13 protein-coding genes are annotated in these 15,564 nt (G+C 59.5%); 7 read left to right on the forward strand and 6 right to left on the reverse strand.

Features of this window, described 5'->3' with window-relative positions:
• Positions 1–66 precede the first annotated feature (66 nt).
• A complete protein-coding gene (gene gcl / locus ABV589_RS23220; protein ID WP_108590493.1) occupies positions 67–1,842 on the reverse strand; it encodes a glyoxylate carboligase in 1,776 nt (591 codons plus the stop codon).
• Between the two features lie 268 nt (positions 1,843–2,110).
• Here gcl and ABV589_RS23225 point away from each other — a divergent pair, with 268 nt between their 5' ends.
• Positions 2,111–2,551 carry a heme-binding protein gene (locus tag ABV589_RS23225; RefSeq protein WP_108590494.1) on the forward strand — a complete coding sequence of 147 codons (441 nt, stop codon included), beginning with the start codon at positions 2,111–2,113 and terminating at the stop codon, positions 2,549–2,551.
• A 210-nt stretch (positions 2,552–2,761) separates the two neighbouring features.
• Positions 2,762–3,220, forward strand: a complete 459-nt coding sequence (locus tag ABV589_RS23230) for a transposase (RefSeq protein WP_367083876.1) — start codon at positions 2,762–2,764, stop codon at positions 3,218–3,220.
• 126 nt (positions 3,221–3,346) lie between these two features.
• Here the strand turns inward: ABV589_RS23230 and ABV589_RS23235 are convergent, their stop codons facing one another.
• On the reverse strand, positions 3,347–3,955 hold the full coding sequence (locus tag ABV589_RS23235) for a TetR/AcrR family transcriptional regulator (protein WP_034151540.1): 609 nt from the start codon (positions 3,953–3,955) through the stop codon (positions 3,347–3,349).
• A gap of 134 nt (positions 3,956–4,089) precedes the next feature.
• On the opposite strand from ABV589_RS23235, the gene ABV589_RS23240 reads away from it, so the two are divergent.
• Entirely contained in the window at positions 4,090–5,004 is a 915-nt protein-coding gene (locus tag ABV589_RS23240; RefSeq protein ID WP_367083877.1) for a DUF808 domain-containing protein, read from the forward strand.
• 174 nt (positions 5,005–5,178) lie between these two features.
• On the opposite strand, the gene ABV589_RS23245 is transcribed toward ABV589_RS23240, so the two are convergent.
• Positions 5,179–5,967 carry a VacJ family lipoprotein gene (locus ABV589_RS23245; protein WP_007969640.1) on the reverse strand — a complete coding sequence of 263 codons (789 nt, stop codon included), beginning with the start codon at positions 5,965–5,967 and terminating at the stop codon, positions 5,179–5,181.
• Entirely contained in the window at positions 5,960–7,258 is a 1,299-nt protein-coding gene (locus ABV589_RS23250; protein ID WP_367083878.1) for a serine/threonine protein kinase, read from the reverse strand. The genes ABV589_RS23245 and ABV589_RS23250 overlap by 8 nt, the downstream gene beginning before the upstream one ends.
• A 223-nt stretch (positions 7,259–7,481) precedes the next feature.
• Between ABV589_RS23250 and ABV589_RS23255 the strand changes: the two genes are divergently transcribed.
• Positions 7,482–7,850 carry a hypothetical protein gene (locus ABV589_RS23255; protein WP_007969642.1) on the forward strand — a complete coding sequence of 123 codons (369 nt, stop codon included), beginning with the start codon at positions 7,482–7,484 and terminating at the stop codon, positions 7,848–7,850.
• A gap of 122 nt (positions 7,851–7,972) precedes the next feature.
• On the opposite strand, the gene ABV589_RS23260 is transcribed toward ABV589_RS23255, so the two are convergent.
• Complete coding sequence (locus ABV589_RS23260) at positions 7,973–9,568, reverse strand: beta (1-6) glucans synthase (RefSeq protein ID WP_367083879.1); 1,596 nt, start codon at positions 9,566–9,568, stop codon at positions 7,973–7,975.
• 301 nt (positions 9,569–9,869) lie between these two features.
• Here ABV589_RS23260 and ABV589_RS23265 point away from each other — a divergent pair, with 301 nt between their 5' ends.
• From ABV589_RS23265 to ABV589_RS23275, 3 genes are all read left to right on the forward strand, one after another.
• Positions 9,870–10,721 carry a glycine betaine ABC transporter substrate-binding protein gene (locus tag ABV589_RS23265; protein WP_003222989.1) on the forward strand — a complete coding sequence of 284 codons (852 nt, stop codon included), beginning with the start codon at positions 9,870–9,872 and terminating at the stop codon, positions 10,719–10,721.
• A gap of 306 nt (positions 10,722–11,027) precedes the next feature.
• Complete coding sequence (locus tag ABV589_RS23270; RefSeq protein WP_003222991.1) at positions 11,028–11,339, forward strand: DUF485 domain-containing protein; 312 nt, start codon at positions 11,028–11,030, stop codon at positions 11,337–11,339.
• A complete protein-coding gene (locus ABV589_RS23275) occupies positions 11,336–12,994 on the forward strand; it encodes a cation acetate symporter (protein ID WP_007969644.1) in 1,659 nt (552 codons plus the stop codon). Before ABV589_RS23270 ends, ABV589_RS23275 begins: the two co-directional genes overlap by 4 nt.
• A 1,041-nt stretch (positions 12,995–14,035) precedes the next feature.
• Here the strand turns inward: ABV589_RS23275 and gltA are convergent.
• A complete protein-coding gene (gltA, locus tag ABV589_RS23280; RefSeq protein WP_003222994.1) occupies positions 14,036–15,325 on the reverse strand; it encodes a citrate synthase in 1,290 nt (429 codons plus the stop codon).
• Positions 15,326–15,564 lie beyond the last annotated feature (239 nt).

The raw sequence follows: 15,564 nt of genomic DNA on the forward strand, positions 1-15,564 counted from the left end.
TCGCAGCCGAGCGGGAGCAAGCTCCCTCGCCACATGGCTAGCTCCCACAGGGAGAGCGGTCAGCAGTTAATCGAGCAACGAAATCGCCGTTGGCGCGTCGTTGCCGACCAGCGCCAGGTCTTCGAATTCGTTGACGGCGTTGATCTCGGTCCCCATGGAGATGTTGGTCACACGCTCCAGGATGATTTCGACGATCACCGGCACCTTGAACTCTTCGATCAGCTCTTCGGCCTTGCGCAGGGCAGGGGCGATGTCCGCTGGTTCGAACACACGCAGTGCCTTGCAGCCCAGGCCTTCGGCGACTGCGACGTGGTCGACACCGTAACCGTTGAGTTCCGGCGCGTTCAGGTTATCGAAGGACAGCTGCACGCAGTAGTCCATTTCGAACCCGCGCTGGGCCTGACGGATCAGGCCCAGGTACGAGTTGTTCACCACGACGTGGATGTAAGGCAGTTTGAACTGAGCGCCGACCGCCAGTTCCTCGATCATGAACTGGAAGTCATAGTCCCCCGACAGGGCCACGACTTTACGGTTCGGATCGGCCTTGACCACGCCCAGCGCTGCCGGAATGGTCCAGCCCAGAGGGCCGGCCTGACCGCAGTTGATCCAGTGACGCGGCTTGTAGACGTGCAGGAACTGCGCGCCGGCAATCTGCGACAGACCAATGGTGCTGACGTAGCAGGTGTCTTTGCCGAACACCTGGTTCATTTCTTCGTAAACGCGCTGCGGCTTGACCGGCACGTTGTCGAAGTGGGTCTTGCGCTGCAGGCTGGCCTTGCGCTGCTGGCAATCCTGCAGCCAGGCGCTGCGGTTTTTCAGCTTGCCGGCGGCTTGCCATTCACGGGCGACTTCGATGAACACGGTCAGCGCTGCAGCGGCGTCGGAAACGATGCCCAGGTCCGGGGTGAACACGCGGCCGATCTGCGTGCCTTCGATGTCGACGTGAATGAACTTGCGCCCTTCGGTGTAGACGTCGACCGAACCGGTGTGACGGTTGGCCCAACGGTTGCCGATGCCCAGTACCACGTCGGACTTGAGCATCGTGGCGTTGCCGTAACGGTGCGACGTCTGCAGACCGACCATGCCGACCATCAGCGGGTGATCGTCAGGGATGGTGCCCCAGCCCATCAGGGTCGGGATCACCGGAATACCGGTCAGCTCGGCGAACTCCACCAGCAGATCGCTGGCGTCGGCGTTGATGATGCCGCCACCGGCCACCAGCAATGGGCGCTCGGCCTGATCCAGCAGGGCCAGAGCCTTCTCGACCTGAACGCGGGTCGCGGTGGGTTTGGCCAGCGGCAGTGGCTGGTAAGCGTCGATGTCGAATTCGATTTCAGCCATCTGCACGTCGAACGGCAGGTCGATCAGCACCGGGCCTGGACGGCCGGAGCGCATTTCGTAAAAGGCTTTCTGGAACGCGTAAGGTACCTGGCCCGGCTCCAGAACCGTGGTCGCCCACTTGGTGACGGGCTTGACGATGCTGGTGATGTCGACGGCCTGGAAGTCTTCCTTGTGCATACGGGCGCGGGGTGCCTGGCCGGTAATGCAGAGGATCGGAATCGAGTCGGCCGAGGCGCTGTAGAGCCCGGTGACCATGTCGGTACCGGCCGGGCCGGACGTACCGATGCACACGCCGATGTTGCCGGCCTTGGTGCGGGTGTAACCCTCGGCCATGTGCGACGCGCCTTCGACGTGGCGAGCGAGGACGTGATCGATGCCACCGACTTTTTTCAGTGCGGAGTACAGCGGGTTGATCGCAGCACCCGGAATGCCAAAAGCGGTATCAACCCCTTCACGGCGCATCACCAGAACGGCGGCTTCGATTGCTCTCATTTTGCTCATGGTTTTGTGCCTCTTTACGTTTTGTAATTGTATACAAGTGGCTTTGCGCAGAGTGTATTCACGGCGGACGGCGCAGGTCAATCCATTTTCTCAAGCGCCTGTTTCATTCGTCGGAAGCCGTTTCTACTGTGGCTTTTCGTCGCATGTGGCGCTTTTGCAGAATTATTGTATACAAAAAAATAATTCATTGTGTTCTATTTGTGGCATCGGGCTGCGGCACAAACGCGCAGCCCCACGACTTTCCCAATAACAAAATGAGGACGGCACCATGAGCGCTTTAACCTTGAAAGTCGCAGTCAACCTGGTCAACCAGGCCATCAGCGTCGGGCGCGGCATCAACGCTGCGCCGCTGACCATCGCGGTACTCGATACCGGCGGCCACCTGATCACCCTGCAACGCGAAGACGGCGCCAGCCTGCTGCGCCCCAACATCGCCATCGGCAAGGCCTGGGGCGCCATCGCCCTGGGCAAGGGCTCACGCCTGCTGGCGCTGGACGCGCAACAACGCCCGGCCTTCATCGCCGCGCTCAACAGCATGGGCCAGGGCAGCGTCGTCCCGGCCCCGGGCGGGGTGTTGATCCGTGATCAGGCGGGAAATGTTCTGGGCGCGATCGGGATCAGCGGCGATCTTTCGGATATTGATGAGCAGGTGGCGATCAAAGCGGTGGAGGCGCTGGATTTGAGGGCGGATGCGGGGGTGGCGGGTTGATCTTTAGCGTCTGATCAAAAGTCATCGCTGGCAAGCCAGTTCCCACAAGGTTTTGTATTGAGCAACGATTTGTGAACGACATAAGCCACTGTGGGAGCTGGCTTGCCAGCGATGGCGGCCCGACTGACACATCGTGATAAAAGACTGCCCCGTCCAAATCGATCGCTGCGGACTAGCCTTCTGATGAACTCATCATGAAGGGGCAATGGATTGCCTGATCTTCCCGCTTCACATCGTCTGCGAACCGGCCGCTACGCCGAAGCCAATCGAATCTATCTACTGACAACCAACACGCTTGATCGCGAGCCGATCTTTGCTGACTTCGCTTTGGGCAGATTGGTTGTTCGTCAATTCCGGCGGGCACAAGAGCTTGGGCTGGCAAAGTCACTGGCGTGGGTGGTCATGCCTGACCATTTTCATTGGCTCGTTGAGCTGGAAAATTGTTCGCTCAGAAGGCTGATGGGTGAAACCAAGTCGCTGATAACCAAAGAAGTGAATTTATCCATCGGCCGTAGCGGGCCGCTTTGGCAGCAGGGTTACCATGACCGTGCATTGAGGCGGGAAGATGATCTGGTGAAGATGGCGCGCTATGTAGTGGCCAATCCATTGCGGGCAGGATTGGTGGAAAGGCTCGGTGATTACCCGCTGTGGGATGCCATCTGGGTTTGATCTGATACTGAGTTGCCGCCATCGCTGGCAAGCCAGCTCCCACAGGCTCTTGTATTGAACACAAATTTTGCGAACGAAACAGATCCTTGTGGGAGCTGGCTTGCCAGCGATAAGGGCACCACGGTCTTACTGATCCGGCTCACACCCCTTCAACACCAACCGGATAATCGTCTGCGCCGCCGCCTCGTAATCCGCCTCGTCGAGCTTGTCCTTGCCGGTGACCGCAGAAATCTGCCAGTCGAAGTCGGCATAGGTCTGGGTCGCGGCCCAGATGCTGAACATCAGGTGGTTGGGGTCGATCGGGGCGATCTGGCCGCGGTCGATCCAGCTCTGGATGCAGTCGATGTTGTGCTTGGCCTGGCTGTTGAGCTGCTCCACCAGATCGGCGCTCAGGTGCGGGGCGCCGTGCATGATTTCGCTGGCGAACACCTTGGAGGCGAAGGGCAGGTCGCGGGAGATGCGGATCTTGGAGCGGATGTAGCCGCTGAGCACTTCGCTCGGCACGCCGTCCGGGTTGAACGGGGTCGAGGCCTGCAGGATCGGCACGATGATGCTTTCCAGGACCTCGCGGTAGAGGTTTTCCTTGGACTTGAAGTAGTAGTAGACGTTGGGCTTGGGCAATCCTGCCTTGGCGGCGATGTCGCTGGTTTTGGTCGCAGCGAAGCCTTTGTCGGCAAACTCCTCACTGGCGGCACGCAGGATCAGTTCTTTGTTGCGCTCGCGGATTGTGCTCATAAACCCGGTGGTTCCTTGCCTGTTCTGGCGGTTGCGCATGGTAGCACCGGCCTCGCGCATGGCTCAAGAATGCCCCGTGTGGCCCGCAGTCGCGGTATGCTGCGCGGCATTATTCACGTAAGGAAACATGATTCATGGCAGGAAGCAGTTTGCTGGTGCTGATCGACGATATTGCCACCGTTCTGGATGACGTGGCGTTGATGAGCAAAATGGCCGCGAAGAAGACCGCCGGCGTACTCGGCGATGACTTGGCGCTCAATGCCCAGCAAGTCTCCGGGGTGCGCGCCGAGCGGGAAATTCCCGTGGTCTGGGCCGTCGCCAAGGGCTCGTTCCTCAACAAGCTGATTCTGGTGCCGTCGGCGCTGGCGATCAGTGCGTTCGTGCCGTGGCTGGTGACGCCGCTGTTGATGGTCGGCGGCGCGTACCTGTGCTTCGAAGGTTTCGAGAAACTCGCGCACAAGTTTCTGCACAGCAAGGCCGAAGATGATGCCGACCACGCGCAACTGAGTGCGGCGGTGGCTGAGCCGAGCACCGATCTGGTGGCGTACGAGAAGGACAAGATCAAAGGCGCGATCCGCACTGACTTCATCCTCTCGGCGGAAATCATCGCCATTACCCTTGGTACCGTGGCCGAGGCATCGCTGACCCAGCAAGTGATCGTGATGTCCGGCATCGCCATCGTCATGACCGTGGGGGTTTATGGCCTGGTGGCCGGCATCGTCAAACTCGACGATCTAGGCCTGTGGCTGACCCAGAAATCGGGTGCGGCAGCAAAAAACATCGGCAATGCAATCCTGCGCGCCGCCCCGTACATGATGAAAGGCCTGTCGGTGATCGGCACGGCGGCAATGTTCCTCGTCGGTGGCGGCATCCTTACCCACGGCGTTCCTGTGCTGCATCACTGGATTGAAAGTGTCGGTGTGGCGGCCGGTAGCGCCGGGTTTGCAGTCCCTGTGCTGCTCAATGGCGTAGCGGGGATCATCGCGGGCGCGGCAGTGCTGGCGGTGGTTTCGGTGGTCGGTAAAATCTGGCGCGCAATCAAAGGCTGAATACCGTTCTTTGTAGGAGTGGGCCTGCTCGCGATGAGGTCGTGTCAGTCACCTTTCATGTGTCTGATACACCGCTATCGCGAGCAGGCTCACTCCTACAGTTTGATCCAGGTTGTGCCATGAAAAAGGGCCATTCGACTCGCATCGAATGGCCCTTTTTTGTTGCCGCCGAAGTTACTCGGCAATCTGCAGCTTGCGCGACTCGGTGTAGACGTAACGCACTTTTTCGTACTCGAACGGCGAGTTCATCTGGCCGTAGCGGAAGTTGGTCTGGTAGCGCTTGTCGACCGCGCGCAGGGCCCAGATTTCCGGGTGGTTGGAGCTGACTTCCGACACGTTCAGGTAGTTGATCGCCGATTCGGCGGTGTAGTCCACGGCCAGGCCGGCGGTGTCGCGAATGTTCGACGGGCCGAGGATCGGCAAGACGAAGTAGGCACCGCCCGGTACGCCGTAAAAGCCCAGGGTCTGGCCGAAGTCTTCGCTCTGGCGCGGCAGGCCCATGGCGGTGGCCGGGTCCCACAGACCGGCGATGCCGATGGTGGTGTTGAGCAGCAGGCGTGCGGTGGTTTCCATTGAACGCTTGCCCTTGAACTGCAGCAGGCTGTTGACCAGGTTCGGCACATCGCCAAGGTTGTTGAAGAAGTTGCTCACCCCGGTGCGCAGGAAGCTTGGCGTCACGTAGCGATAGCCGTCGACCACCGGCAGGAACACCCATTGGTCGAAGCGGTAGTTGAAGTGGTAGACGCGGCGGTTCCACGACTCCAGCGGGTCATAGACGTTGAGCGCGTTGAGTGTCGAGCGCTCGAACTCACGCTGGTCCAGCCCCGGGTTGAACTTGAGTTTGGACAGCGGCTCCTTGAAGCCGTCGCTGTCGACCACCACCGGCGCGTTGGCTTTGCTGTTGTCGGCCTGGGCCACGCCTGCACTGAGGAGCGCTGCAATCAGCAGGAGATATTTAGCCACGGAAGAACTCCAGCATGGCGTCGCTGTTGACGCGGTAGTTAAGGTTGCCGCAATGGCCGCCCAGTGGGTAAACGGTCAGGCGATCGCCAAAGGTCTTGCGCAGGAAACCGAGGTCGCCAGGGCCGAGGATCACGTCGTCGGCGTTGTGCATTACGGCGATTTTCGGGCTGTCGTGCAGGTAATCCTTGAGTGCGTACAGGCTGACCTGGTCGATCAGTTGCAGCAGGCTGCCGCCATCAGTGCGCGCGCGCCACATCGGGATCACCTGTTCGGTCAGGTAGCAGTCGAAGTCGCATTGCAGCGCACGCTTGAGGAACGGCGTGAGGCTGGTGCCTTCGGTGATCGGGAATTTCGGCGGAGTGATCAGGCCACGACGGTTGATCAGGTCGGAGGTGAAGGCGATGTCGGCCGCCGAGAAGCGGAACGAGGTGCCGATCAGCATCGCCATCTGCTCGTTGGTCAGGTGCTGTTTCGACTGCTGGAAATCGTAGAGCAGGGCGTCGTTGAGGTCGATGTAGCCTTTCTGCTGGAAGTAGCGGGTCAGTTTGTTCAGCACCAATTCGTAGAACGTGGTGCTGTTGTTGATGCCTTTCACCTCGGTCTGCACCAGCTTGTCGAGGTTGGTGATCGAGGTGTAGAGATTGACCGGCGGGTTGAGCAGCAGGACTTTCTTGAAGTTGAAGCTGCGTCGGGTCTCGTCCAGGTGCGCGACGAACGCGGCATCCAGGGCGCCGAGGCTGTAGCCGCTGAGGTAGTACTCGGTGACCGGCAGTTTCGGATGCTGCGCGCGCACGGCCTGCATCACCCGGTACATGTCTTCGGCGTCTTCCTTGGTGATGCCCGGGGTGGCGAAGCGTGAAGCGGCGCTGATGAAGTCGAAGCTGGTGGGCGACGACAACTGCACCACGTGGTAGCCGGCCTTGTAGTAGAGCTTCTTCAGGTACTCATTGAGCGTGCTGTCATAGCGCGCACCGGTGCCGGCGATCAGGAAGATCAGCGGCGCCGGTTTGTCCTGCTCGGCGATACGGTAGGTGAGTTTTTTCACCGCCCAGAAATTGTCCGGGAGGATGAAGGCCCGTTCCGGGCGCAGGGTGATGCTGTGGTCGGACTGATTGATCTCGTCGTTCGACGGCAATTCCGGACGCAGGTCCGGTGGCGTGGTGGCGATGGTCGCCTCGAACGGGTTGGTCAGGGGATAGCCATAACTGGCGGCATCGATATCCACCGCCAGTGCGGACGCACTCAGAATAAGGCCGCTGAACAGCGCGGCGAAGCGCAAGGAACGGAGCATGACTGGATCCCTTAAAGGAAGGTGCCGAATGAAGTTCGCAGGCTATGACCACCGGGCTTGCGCCAAAGTGCCATGCCTCGGCACCAAACAGGCAGAATTCGGAGTAATAGTAGCTGGACGATACACTTTGCAAGGCGCGGATGACCAGTTAACAGTTGTTAGTGCTTGCCAATGCGTGCGGGCAGATTAAGCTGGCCGCCGATTTCGTTGATTGGAGAGTTTCATGTCCCGCCGCTTGCCCGTGATTCTGTTGCTCGTGCTGTTGCCGCTGTGGCTGGCCGCCAGTTATGGCGCGCGTTATGGCTTCATGGAGGACGGACAGTGGGTCGGCATCTGCGTCGATGAGGCGAGCCGCTGGGAATGCGCGGTGCGCTCGAACCTGGGGCTGATGATTCACTTCAAGGTGCTGGGCTGGACTGCGCTGGGCGCGGCGCTGCTCGGTTTTGTCCTGCCGGGGCGGGCAGGGTGGTGGCTGGCGGTGCTGGCGCTGGTGTTCGGGTTGCCGGCGCTGGCGTTGTACAACACCACTTTGGCGGTATTTGCGGTGGTGATTGGCGGGTTGCGGTTGGTCCGGGCCTCTCGTAGCGCCTGACAGTCAGTCATCGCGGGCAAGCCCGCTCCCACAGGGTTTTGGGTGAACACAACATGTATGTACGACCCGAAAACCTGTGGGAGCTGGCTTGCCAGCGATGAGGCCGGCTCAGGTGCTGAAGATCATCCCTTGCGAATCCGCAGGCAGCGCCAAAGTGCCGCCACCATCAACCCGCTGACCAACGCCCAACCCCATGCCTGCTGATTGAACAAGCCTTCTACATACAGCTGCGGCGCAATGCCGGCGCCGATGATAAAGGTCAGCAGGGCGATTTCCCGGCGCGGCACGTTGACCGGACGGCACACGTACACCAGCCCCGGCAGAATGAACGCCATGCTGGCAAAACTGCGATAACGCGCATCGAAGACCATCTCCAGCATCATCACCGCCGCCGCAAACCCTGCCAGCGCAACCAGCCAGCCGGCACGGCGCTCCAGCAGATTGAACGCCCTTTCACGCCATCCCTGACGGTTGCTCATGGTCAGCGCGGCATGCGCCAGCACCAACAGATTCAACGCCGTCAGCAAGCCGACCCACAACCATTCGCTGGCAAACCGTGTAGTCACCCGCGCCAGATCGCCCCAGGCGCCGATCGAGCAGGCGGCAACTGCCGCAAGCAGGGGCAGAACCAACGCCGATCGGGTGGTACGCACCCGGCCGCCGAGCAGCAGCGTGCCGAGGAAGATCAGCCCGCCAACTGCGAGCCATTCCTTCCAGTACGGTACGTTGCTCACCGGCCCGGCGAGTACGCCTTTGTCCTGGCGATCGGCATCGAACAGGCCCCAGTAACCGCCGACCGCGCCTTCGCTGCCACGCTTCCAGGGCTGGTCGAAGGCTTCGATCAGGTTGTAATGCCAGCCTTCCTTCTCGGCCATCGCGACAAAACCACGAATGAACTTGGCCTCGTTGACCCGACTCGGCAGGGCGGTTTCGCGCTGGCGACCTTCGCTGGGCCAGCCGGTTTCGCCGATCATCACGTCTTTGGGTGCGAATTTGTTGCCGAACACCTGACGCACATCCGCCACGTGTTGCAGGGCGACGTCGATGTTCGACGGATCATCTTCCCAGTACGGCAGCAAATGAATGGTCAGGAAATCCACCGCCGGCGCGACTTCCGGGTGCTTGAGCCAGAATTCCCAGACATCGGCATAGGTGACCGGTTGCTTGACCTGGCTTTTGACTTTGTTGATCAGCTTCGCCAGTTGCGCGCCGGTGACTTCCTTGCGCAGCAAGGCTTCGTTACCGACGATGACTGCGCTGACCACATCCGGGTTGGCGTTGGCCGAGGCGATCAACAGGTCGACTTCTTTTTCGGTGTCCACCGGGTTGCTGTTGACCCAGGCGCCGATCATCAACTTCAGACCATGCTTGCGCGCCAGATCCGGCAGGGCTTCGAGGCCGGTCATCGAGTAGGTGCGGATGCATTCGAAACGCGTCGCCAGCAGGGCGAGGTCGGCGTCCATGCGTTCCGGGCGCAGTTTGAACGGCACGTCGAACGGCGACTGATCCTTGTCGAACGGCGTGTAGGAGGCGCATTGCAACTTGTGCGTCGGGGTCGCAGCGTCCGGCAGGATCACCGGTTTGCCGAGGCCATACCAGAAGCCGCCAAGGGCAAACAGGCCGAGCAGACAGGCGAAGAGATAAGGAACGAACGGGAAGCGGGAAGTCGCGGACATGGTCAGGCCGAGTGGCTGCAAAGCGACGCATGTTACCTGCATTTATCTGCGGGTTGGTGGCCTGCATGATTTGCACATGCAAAGTTCGGGCGGATTGTCTGGCGCCAATTATTCAGAGGTGATTAATGGCCTTCTGATGTCGTTTCTCGTTGTCTTGAGGTCGCTGCCAGAGCAGGTCGCCGCGGGCGTCAGGCCGATGATCGAAAGCGTCAGTGCCCTTATAGAAAAGACGACTGATGTTCGGATGAGTTTGCGGTCAGGCGTGATGGGGGCGCTGTGCACCATAACAATACGTTGACGATGCCCGGCATCCGTCGGGCGCAGCATTTCGGGGAAGTAAACGATGAAGATGCGACGACTTTTAGGCGCAGGTGCCGCTCTGGTGCTTGCGATGAGCTCCACTTTCGCCAGCGCTGAAAAACAGACCCTGAACATCGGTTACGTTGACGGCTGGTCCGACAGCGTCGCGACCACCCACGTGGCCGCCGAAGTGATCAAACAGAAACTCGGCTACGACGTGAAGTTGCAAGCCGTTGCCACCGGGATCATGTGGCAGGGCGTTGCCACCGGCAAACTCGACGCGATGCTCTCGGCCTGGCTGCCGGTCACCCACGGCGAATACTGGGCGAAGAACAAGGATCTGGTCGTCGATTACGGCCCGAACTTCAAGGATGCAAAAATCGGCCTTATCGTGCCGGAGTACGTCAAGGCGAAATCGATCGAAGACCTCAAGACCGATGACAGCTTCAAAAACCGCATCGTCGGCATCGATGCCGGTTCAGGCGTAATGCTCAAAACCGATCAGGCGATCAAGGATTACGGCCTGGACAAATATACGCTCAAGGCCAGTTCCGGCGCCGGCATGATTGCCGAGCTGACCCGTGCCGAGAAGAAGAACGAATCGATTGCCGTCACCGGTTGGGTGCCGCACTGGATGTTCGCCAAGTGGAAACTGCGCTTCCTCGACGACCCGAAAGGCGTGTATGGCGCGGCTGAAACCGTGAACAGCATCGGCAGCAAAGAGCTGGACGCCAAAGCCCCGGAAGTCGCCAAGTTTCTGAAGAACTTCCAGTGGGCGTCGAAAGACGAGATCGGCGAAGTCATGCTGGCCATCCAGGACGGCGCCAAGCCTGAAGCGGCGGCCAAGGATTGGGTCGCCAAGCACCCGGATCGCGTGGCTGACTGGACCAAATAACCCCGCCCAACGCAGCTCCCCTGTAGGAGTGAGCCTGCTCGCGATAGCGTCCTTTCAGTTGATACAAATGTCGACTGATACAACGCCATCGCGAGCAGGCTCGCTCCCACATTTGTTTCTGGGCAACCCTCACCTGCAGGGTTTACGGCTGTTTCAAAGCCTCTTTCCAATTCTTTCGGCTAATTAGCGTCCGAAAATTGGCGAAAACGTCATGTCGTTCTAATACTAAGGTCGTCTGGAACCCGTTCCGCAGCCGCATACAGTGGATATGTTCCAACAATAATCTGTGCTGCGAGGATAAAAACAATGAACGACAGCATTTACCTCTCGATTCAAAACAGCCCGCGCTTCAAGGAGCTGGTGAGAAAAAGGGAACGATTCGCCTGGATACTCTCGGCGATCATGCTAGGGCTTTACTCCGCTTTCATCCTGTTGATCGCTTACGGGCCGCAAGTGCTCGGGGCGAAACTCAGTCCCGGGTCTTCGATTACCTGGGGCATTCCGATCGGCGTCGGCCTGATTGTTTCGGCCTTCATCCTGACCGCAATCTACGTACGACGCGCCAACGGCGAGTTTGACGACCTGAACAATGCGATTCTCAAGGAGGCTCAGCAATGATCCGGCGTCTACTGGCTCTTTTGAGCATCGCAGCGTTCGCCCCAGCCGTCTGGGCCGCTGACGCCCTGACCGGCGAAGTCCACAAACAACCGCTCAACGTTTCCGCGATCGCCATGTTCGTGGTGTTCGTCGGCGCGACCCTGTGCATCACCTACTGGGCCTCCAAACGCAACAAATCGGCCGCCGACTACTATGCGGCGGGCGGCAAGATCACCGGGTTCCAGAACGGTCTGGCGATTGCCGGCGACTACATGTCGGCGGCGTCCTTCCTGGGGATTTCCGCGCTGGTGTTCACCTCCGGCTACGATGGCCTGATCTACTCGATCGGCTTTCTGGTGGGCTGGCCGATCATTCTGTTCCTGATCGCCGAGCGCCTGCGTAACCTGGGCAAATACACCTTTGCCGACGTGGCGTCCTACCGCCTCGGGCAAACCCAGATCCGCACCCTGTCCGCCTGCGGTTCGCTGGTGGTGGTGGCGTTCTACCTGATCGCGCAAATGGTTGGCGCCGGCAAGCTGATCCAGCTGCTGTTCGGTCTCGACTACTACGTTGCGGTGATTCTGGTGGGCATCCTGATGTGCCTCTACGTGCTGTTCGGCGGCATGCTGGCGACCACCTGGGTGCAGATCATCAAGGCGGTGCTGTTGCTGTCGGGCGCCTCGTTCATGGCGCTGATGGTGATGAAACACGTCAACTTCGATTTCAACACACTGTTCTCCGAAGCGATCAAGGTTCACCCCAAAGGTGAAGCGATCATGAGCCCGGGCGGTCTGGTGAAAGATCCGATTTCGGCGTTCTCTCTGGGCCTGGCGCTGATGTTCGGTACTGCCGGCCTGCCACACATCCTGATGCGCTTCTTCACCGTGAGCGACGCCAAGGAAGCGCGCAAGAGCGTGCTGTACGCCACCGGTTTCATTGGCTACTTCTACATCCTGACCTTCATCATCGGTTTTGGCGCGATCCTGCTGGTCAGCACCAATCCTGACTTCAAGGATGCGGCGGGCGCGCTGCTTGGCGGCAACAACATGGCGGCGGTGCACCTGGCCGACGCGGTAGGTGGCAGTGTGTTCCTTGGCTTCATCTCGGCGGTGGCGTTCGCGACCATCCTGGCGGTGGTGGCCGGTCTGACCCTGGCCGGTGCTTCGGCGGTGTCGCACGACCTGTATGCCAGTGTGATCAAGAAGGGCAAGGCCAACGACAAGGATGAAATTCGCGTGTCGAAGATCACCACCATCGCCCTGGGCGTGCTGGCGATCGGTCTGGGTATCCTGTTCGAAAGCCAGAACATCGCGTTCATGGTCGGCCTGGCGTTCTCCATCGCGGCGAGCTGCAACTTCCCGGTGCTGTTGCTTTCGATGTACTGGAAGAAGCTGACCACCCGCGGTGCGATGGTCGGTGGCTGGTTGGGGCTGGTGAGTGCGGTGGGCCTGATGATTCTTGGCCCGACCATCTGGGTGCAGATTCTGCATCACGAGAAGGCGATCTTCCCTTACGAGTACCCGGCGCTGTTTTCGATGATCATTGCGTTCATCGGGATCTGGTTCTTCTCGATCACCGACAAGTCGGCGGCGGCCGAGAACGAGCGGGCGCTGTTCTTCCCGCAGTTTGTGCGTTCGCAGACTGGCCTTGGGGCGAGCGGGGCGGTTTCGCACTAAGCGTTGATTAGATGTTTTTAGGGAAATGCCCCGGTTTAGAGATCGGGGCATTTTTTTTGTGGGCGGTTATCGGGCTGGGATTGGGTACATATCCGTTGCTGCGGTAACGGCGGCTTAGGGTTTCGCCCTTACGGCGACTCACTTTTTTTACAAACGCCTAAAAAAAGTAAGCAAAAAAACGCTTGCTCCTACGTTCGGCCCGCTCGCTAAGGCTCGGGGTTCCTTCGCTGCGGGATCGATCCGGGGGCAGCGTCTACGGTTTGCTTCGCTGCACCTCCTCTCGCTGTGTTTGGCTGCGCCAAACGGTCGCTGCGCTCCCACCCCCGGATCAATCCCTCCACTCAGCCTTCCGACGTCGCCCGTGGATCAAGATCAAAAGCTGCAGCCGAGCTTGCGCTCATCCTGTTGAGTGGTGGAAAAGCATGCGGTCGGCTTGTGTTCTGTGTTGGATCTACCCCTCATCGGAACGCCGCCCGCCCAGCCCTCTCCCGAGGGAGGGGGAGCCGATTTTTGAGCCTTTCAGAACCTGAGTTCGACAGGGTGTTTCACGTCGGCGTAACTCTCCCAAACACCGCGATCAGTCCCCTCTCCCTCCGGGAGAGGGCTAGGGTGAGGGGCTCTTGATCTGGTTTTTGATCTGGCTTTGGCTTTTGATCTTTTGCCCCTTCGGCAGGCCGAGCGTAGGTGTCCATCAGGGGGGGGCGCGCAGCGCCATGCGGCGAAGCCGCATACATCGAGAGGAGGTGCAGCGAAGCAAACCGTAGGCGATGCCCCCGGATGGACACCGTAGCGAGGGAACACTGAGCCTCAGCGAAGTGCCGTACGCCGGGGCAAAGCCTTTTGGGTTACCTTTTCGGCGTTTGGAAAAGGTGACTCGCTGTAAGAGCGAAACCGCCAGCGGCAGCACCCGAAGCAACGGATATACACCTAAAACCCCAAAAACCCAGTCGGCCCACAGGCCGCTGAGACCAAAAACAAAAACGGCCCCTATATAAGAGGCCGTTCCCGATACAACTCAAAGACGTTATCGCAAGACAAGCCTTATTTGCGATCTTCCAGCTTGGTGATATCACGCGACTCGTAGCCAGTGTACAACTGGCGCGGACGGCCGATCTTGTACGGGCTGGAGAGCATTTCTTTCCAGTGCGAAATCCAGCCGACAGTACGAGCCAGCGCGAAGATCACGGTGAACATGCTGGTCGGAATGCCGATCGCCTTGAGGATGATCCCCGAGTAGAAGTCGACGTTCGGGTACAGCGAGCGTTCGATGAAGTACGGGTCGGTCAGCGCGATCTCTTCCAGGCGCATGGCCAGTTCGAGTTGCGGATCGTTGTTGATGCCCAGTTCCTTCAGTACTTCGTCGCAGGTCTGCTTCATTACAGTCGCGCGCGGGTCGCGGTTCTTGTAAACGCGGTGACCGAAGCCCATCAGCTTGAACGGGTCGTTCTTGTCCTTGGCCTTGGCGATGAACTTGTCGATGTTCGAAACATCGCCAATTTCGTCAAGCATGGTCAGAACAGCTTCGTTCGCACCGCCATGGGCAGGGCCCCACAGTGCGGCGATACCGGCGGCGATACAGGCGAACGGGTTGGCACCCGAAGAACCTGCCAGACGCACGGTGGAGGTCGATGCGTTCTGCTCGTGGTCGGCATGGAGGATGAAGATCCGGTCCATGGCCTTGGCGAGTACCGGGCTGATCGGTTTGATCTCGCACGGGGTGTTGAACATCATGTGCAGGAAGTTTTCCGCGTACGTCAGGTCGTTGCGCGGGTACATCATGGGTTGGCCCATGGAGTACTTGTAAACCATCGCTGCCAGGGTTGGCATCTTGGCGACCAGACGGATCGCGGAGATTTCGCGATGCTGCGGGTTATTGATGTCCAGGGAGTCGTGGTAGAAGGCCGAGAGGGCGCCGACTACGCCGCACATGACGGCCATCGGGTGGGCGTCGCGACGGAAGCCGTTGAAGAAGGTTTTCAGCTGCTCGTGAACCATGGTGTGGTTTTTCACGGTGCTGACGAACTGGGCCTTCTGCTCTGCAGTCGGCAATTCGCCGTTGAGCAGCAGGTAGCAGGTTTCCAGGTAGTCCGATTTTTCAGCCAGCTGTTCGATCGGGTAGCCGCGGTGCAACAGAATGCCGTTGTCGCCGTCGATATAGGTGATCTTCGATTCGCACGAGGCGGTCGACATGAAACCCGGGTCGAAAGTGAAGCGGCCCGTGGCCGTCAGGCCCCGAACATCGATTACATCGGGACCAACGGTGCCGGTTAAAATGGGCAGCTCGACGGGGGCTGCGCCCTCGATGATCAACTGCGCTTTTTTGTCAGCCATGTGGCCTCCTATTTATGCTTGAACCATCAGACAGACCCCCCACGCAGGGCCCGCACCACTATAGTGAGATAAATTCGAATGTCAATTTGCCTAAAGTCTTGCTCCAGAAGGCTTTAAGCGCACTTTTTCCTCGAAATTGACTGCCATTTACGCCTTTTATGCGACTTGTGCAATCAGCTATTGGGGGTAGGTGATTGCGTTGTCATTAGTAGCCTAACTGTCTATACTCGGCCACCGAC

The sequence above is a fragment of the Pseudomonas sp. HOU2 genome, from assembly GCF_040729435.1.
Taxonomy (GTDB): Bacteria; Pseudomonadota; Gammaproteobacteria; order Pseudomonadales; family Pseudomonadaceae; genus Aquipseudomonas.

Bases quoted from the DNA above. Each gene is read 5' to 3' on its own strand.
- gcl (WP_108590493.1), bottom strand. From the start codon at position 1,842: ATGAGCAAAATGAGAGCAATCGAAGCCGCCGTTCTGGTGATGCGCCGT.
- ABV589_RS23225 (WP_108590494.1), top strand. From the start codon at position 2,111: ATGAGCGCTTTAACCTTGAAAGTCGCAGTCAACCTGGTCAACCAGGCC.
- ABV589_RS23235 (WP_034151540.1), bottom strand. From the start codon at position 3,955: ATGAGCACAATCCGCGAGCGCAACAAAGAACTGATCCTGCGTGCCGCC.
- ABV589_RS23240 (WP_367083877.1), top strand. From the start codon at position 4,090: ATGGCAGGAAGCAGTTTGCTGGTGCTGATCGACGATATTGCCACCGTT.
- ABV589_RS23250 (WP_367083878.1), bottom strand. From the start codon at position 7,258: ATGCTCCGTTCCTTGCGCTTCGCCGCGCTGTTCAGCGGCCTTATTCTG.
- ABV589_RS23255 (WP_007969642.1), top strand. From the start codon at position 7,482: ATGTCCCGCCGCTTGCCCGTGATTCTGTTGCTCGTGCTGTTGCCGCTG.
- ABV589_RS23260 (WP_367083879.1), bottom strand. From the start codon at position 9,568: ATGCAGGTAACATGCGTCGCTTTGCAGCCACTCGGCCTGACCATGTCC.
- ABV589_RS23265 (WP_003222989.1), top strand. From the start codon at position 9,870: ATGAAGATGCGACGACTTTTAGGCGCAGGTGCCGCTCTGGTGCTTGCG.
- ABV589_RS23270 (WP_003222991.1), top strand. From the start codon at position 11,028: ATGAACGACAGCATTTACCTCTCGATTCAAAACAGCCCGCGCTTCAAG.
- ABV589_RS23275 (WP_007969644.1), top strand. From the start codon at position 11,336: ATGATCCGGCGTCTACTGGCTCTTTTGAGCATCGCAGCGTTCGCCCCA.
- gltA (WP_003222994.1), bottom strand. From the start codon at position 15,325: ATGGCTGACAAAAAAGCGCAGTTGATCATCGAGGGCGCAGCCCCCGTC.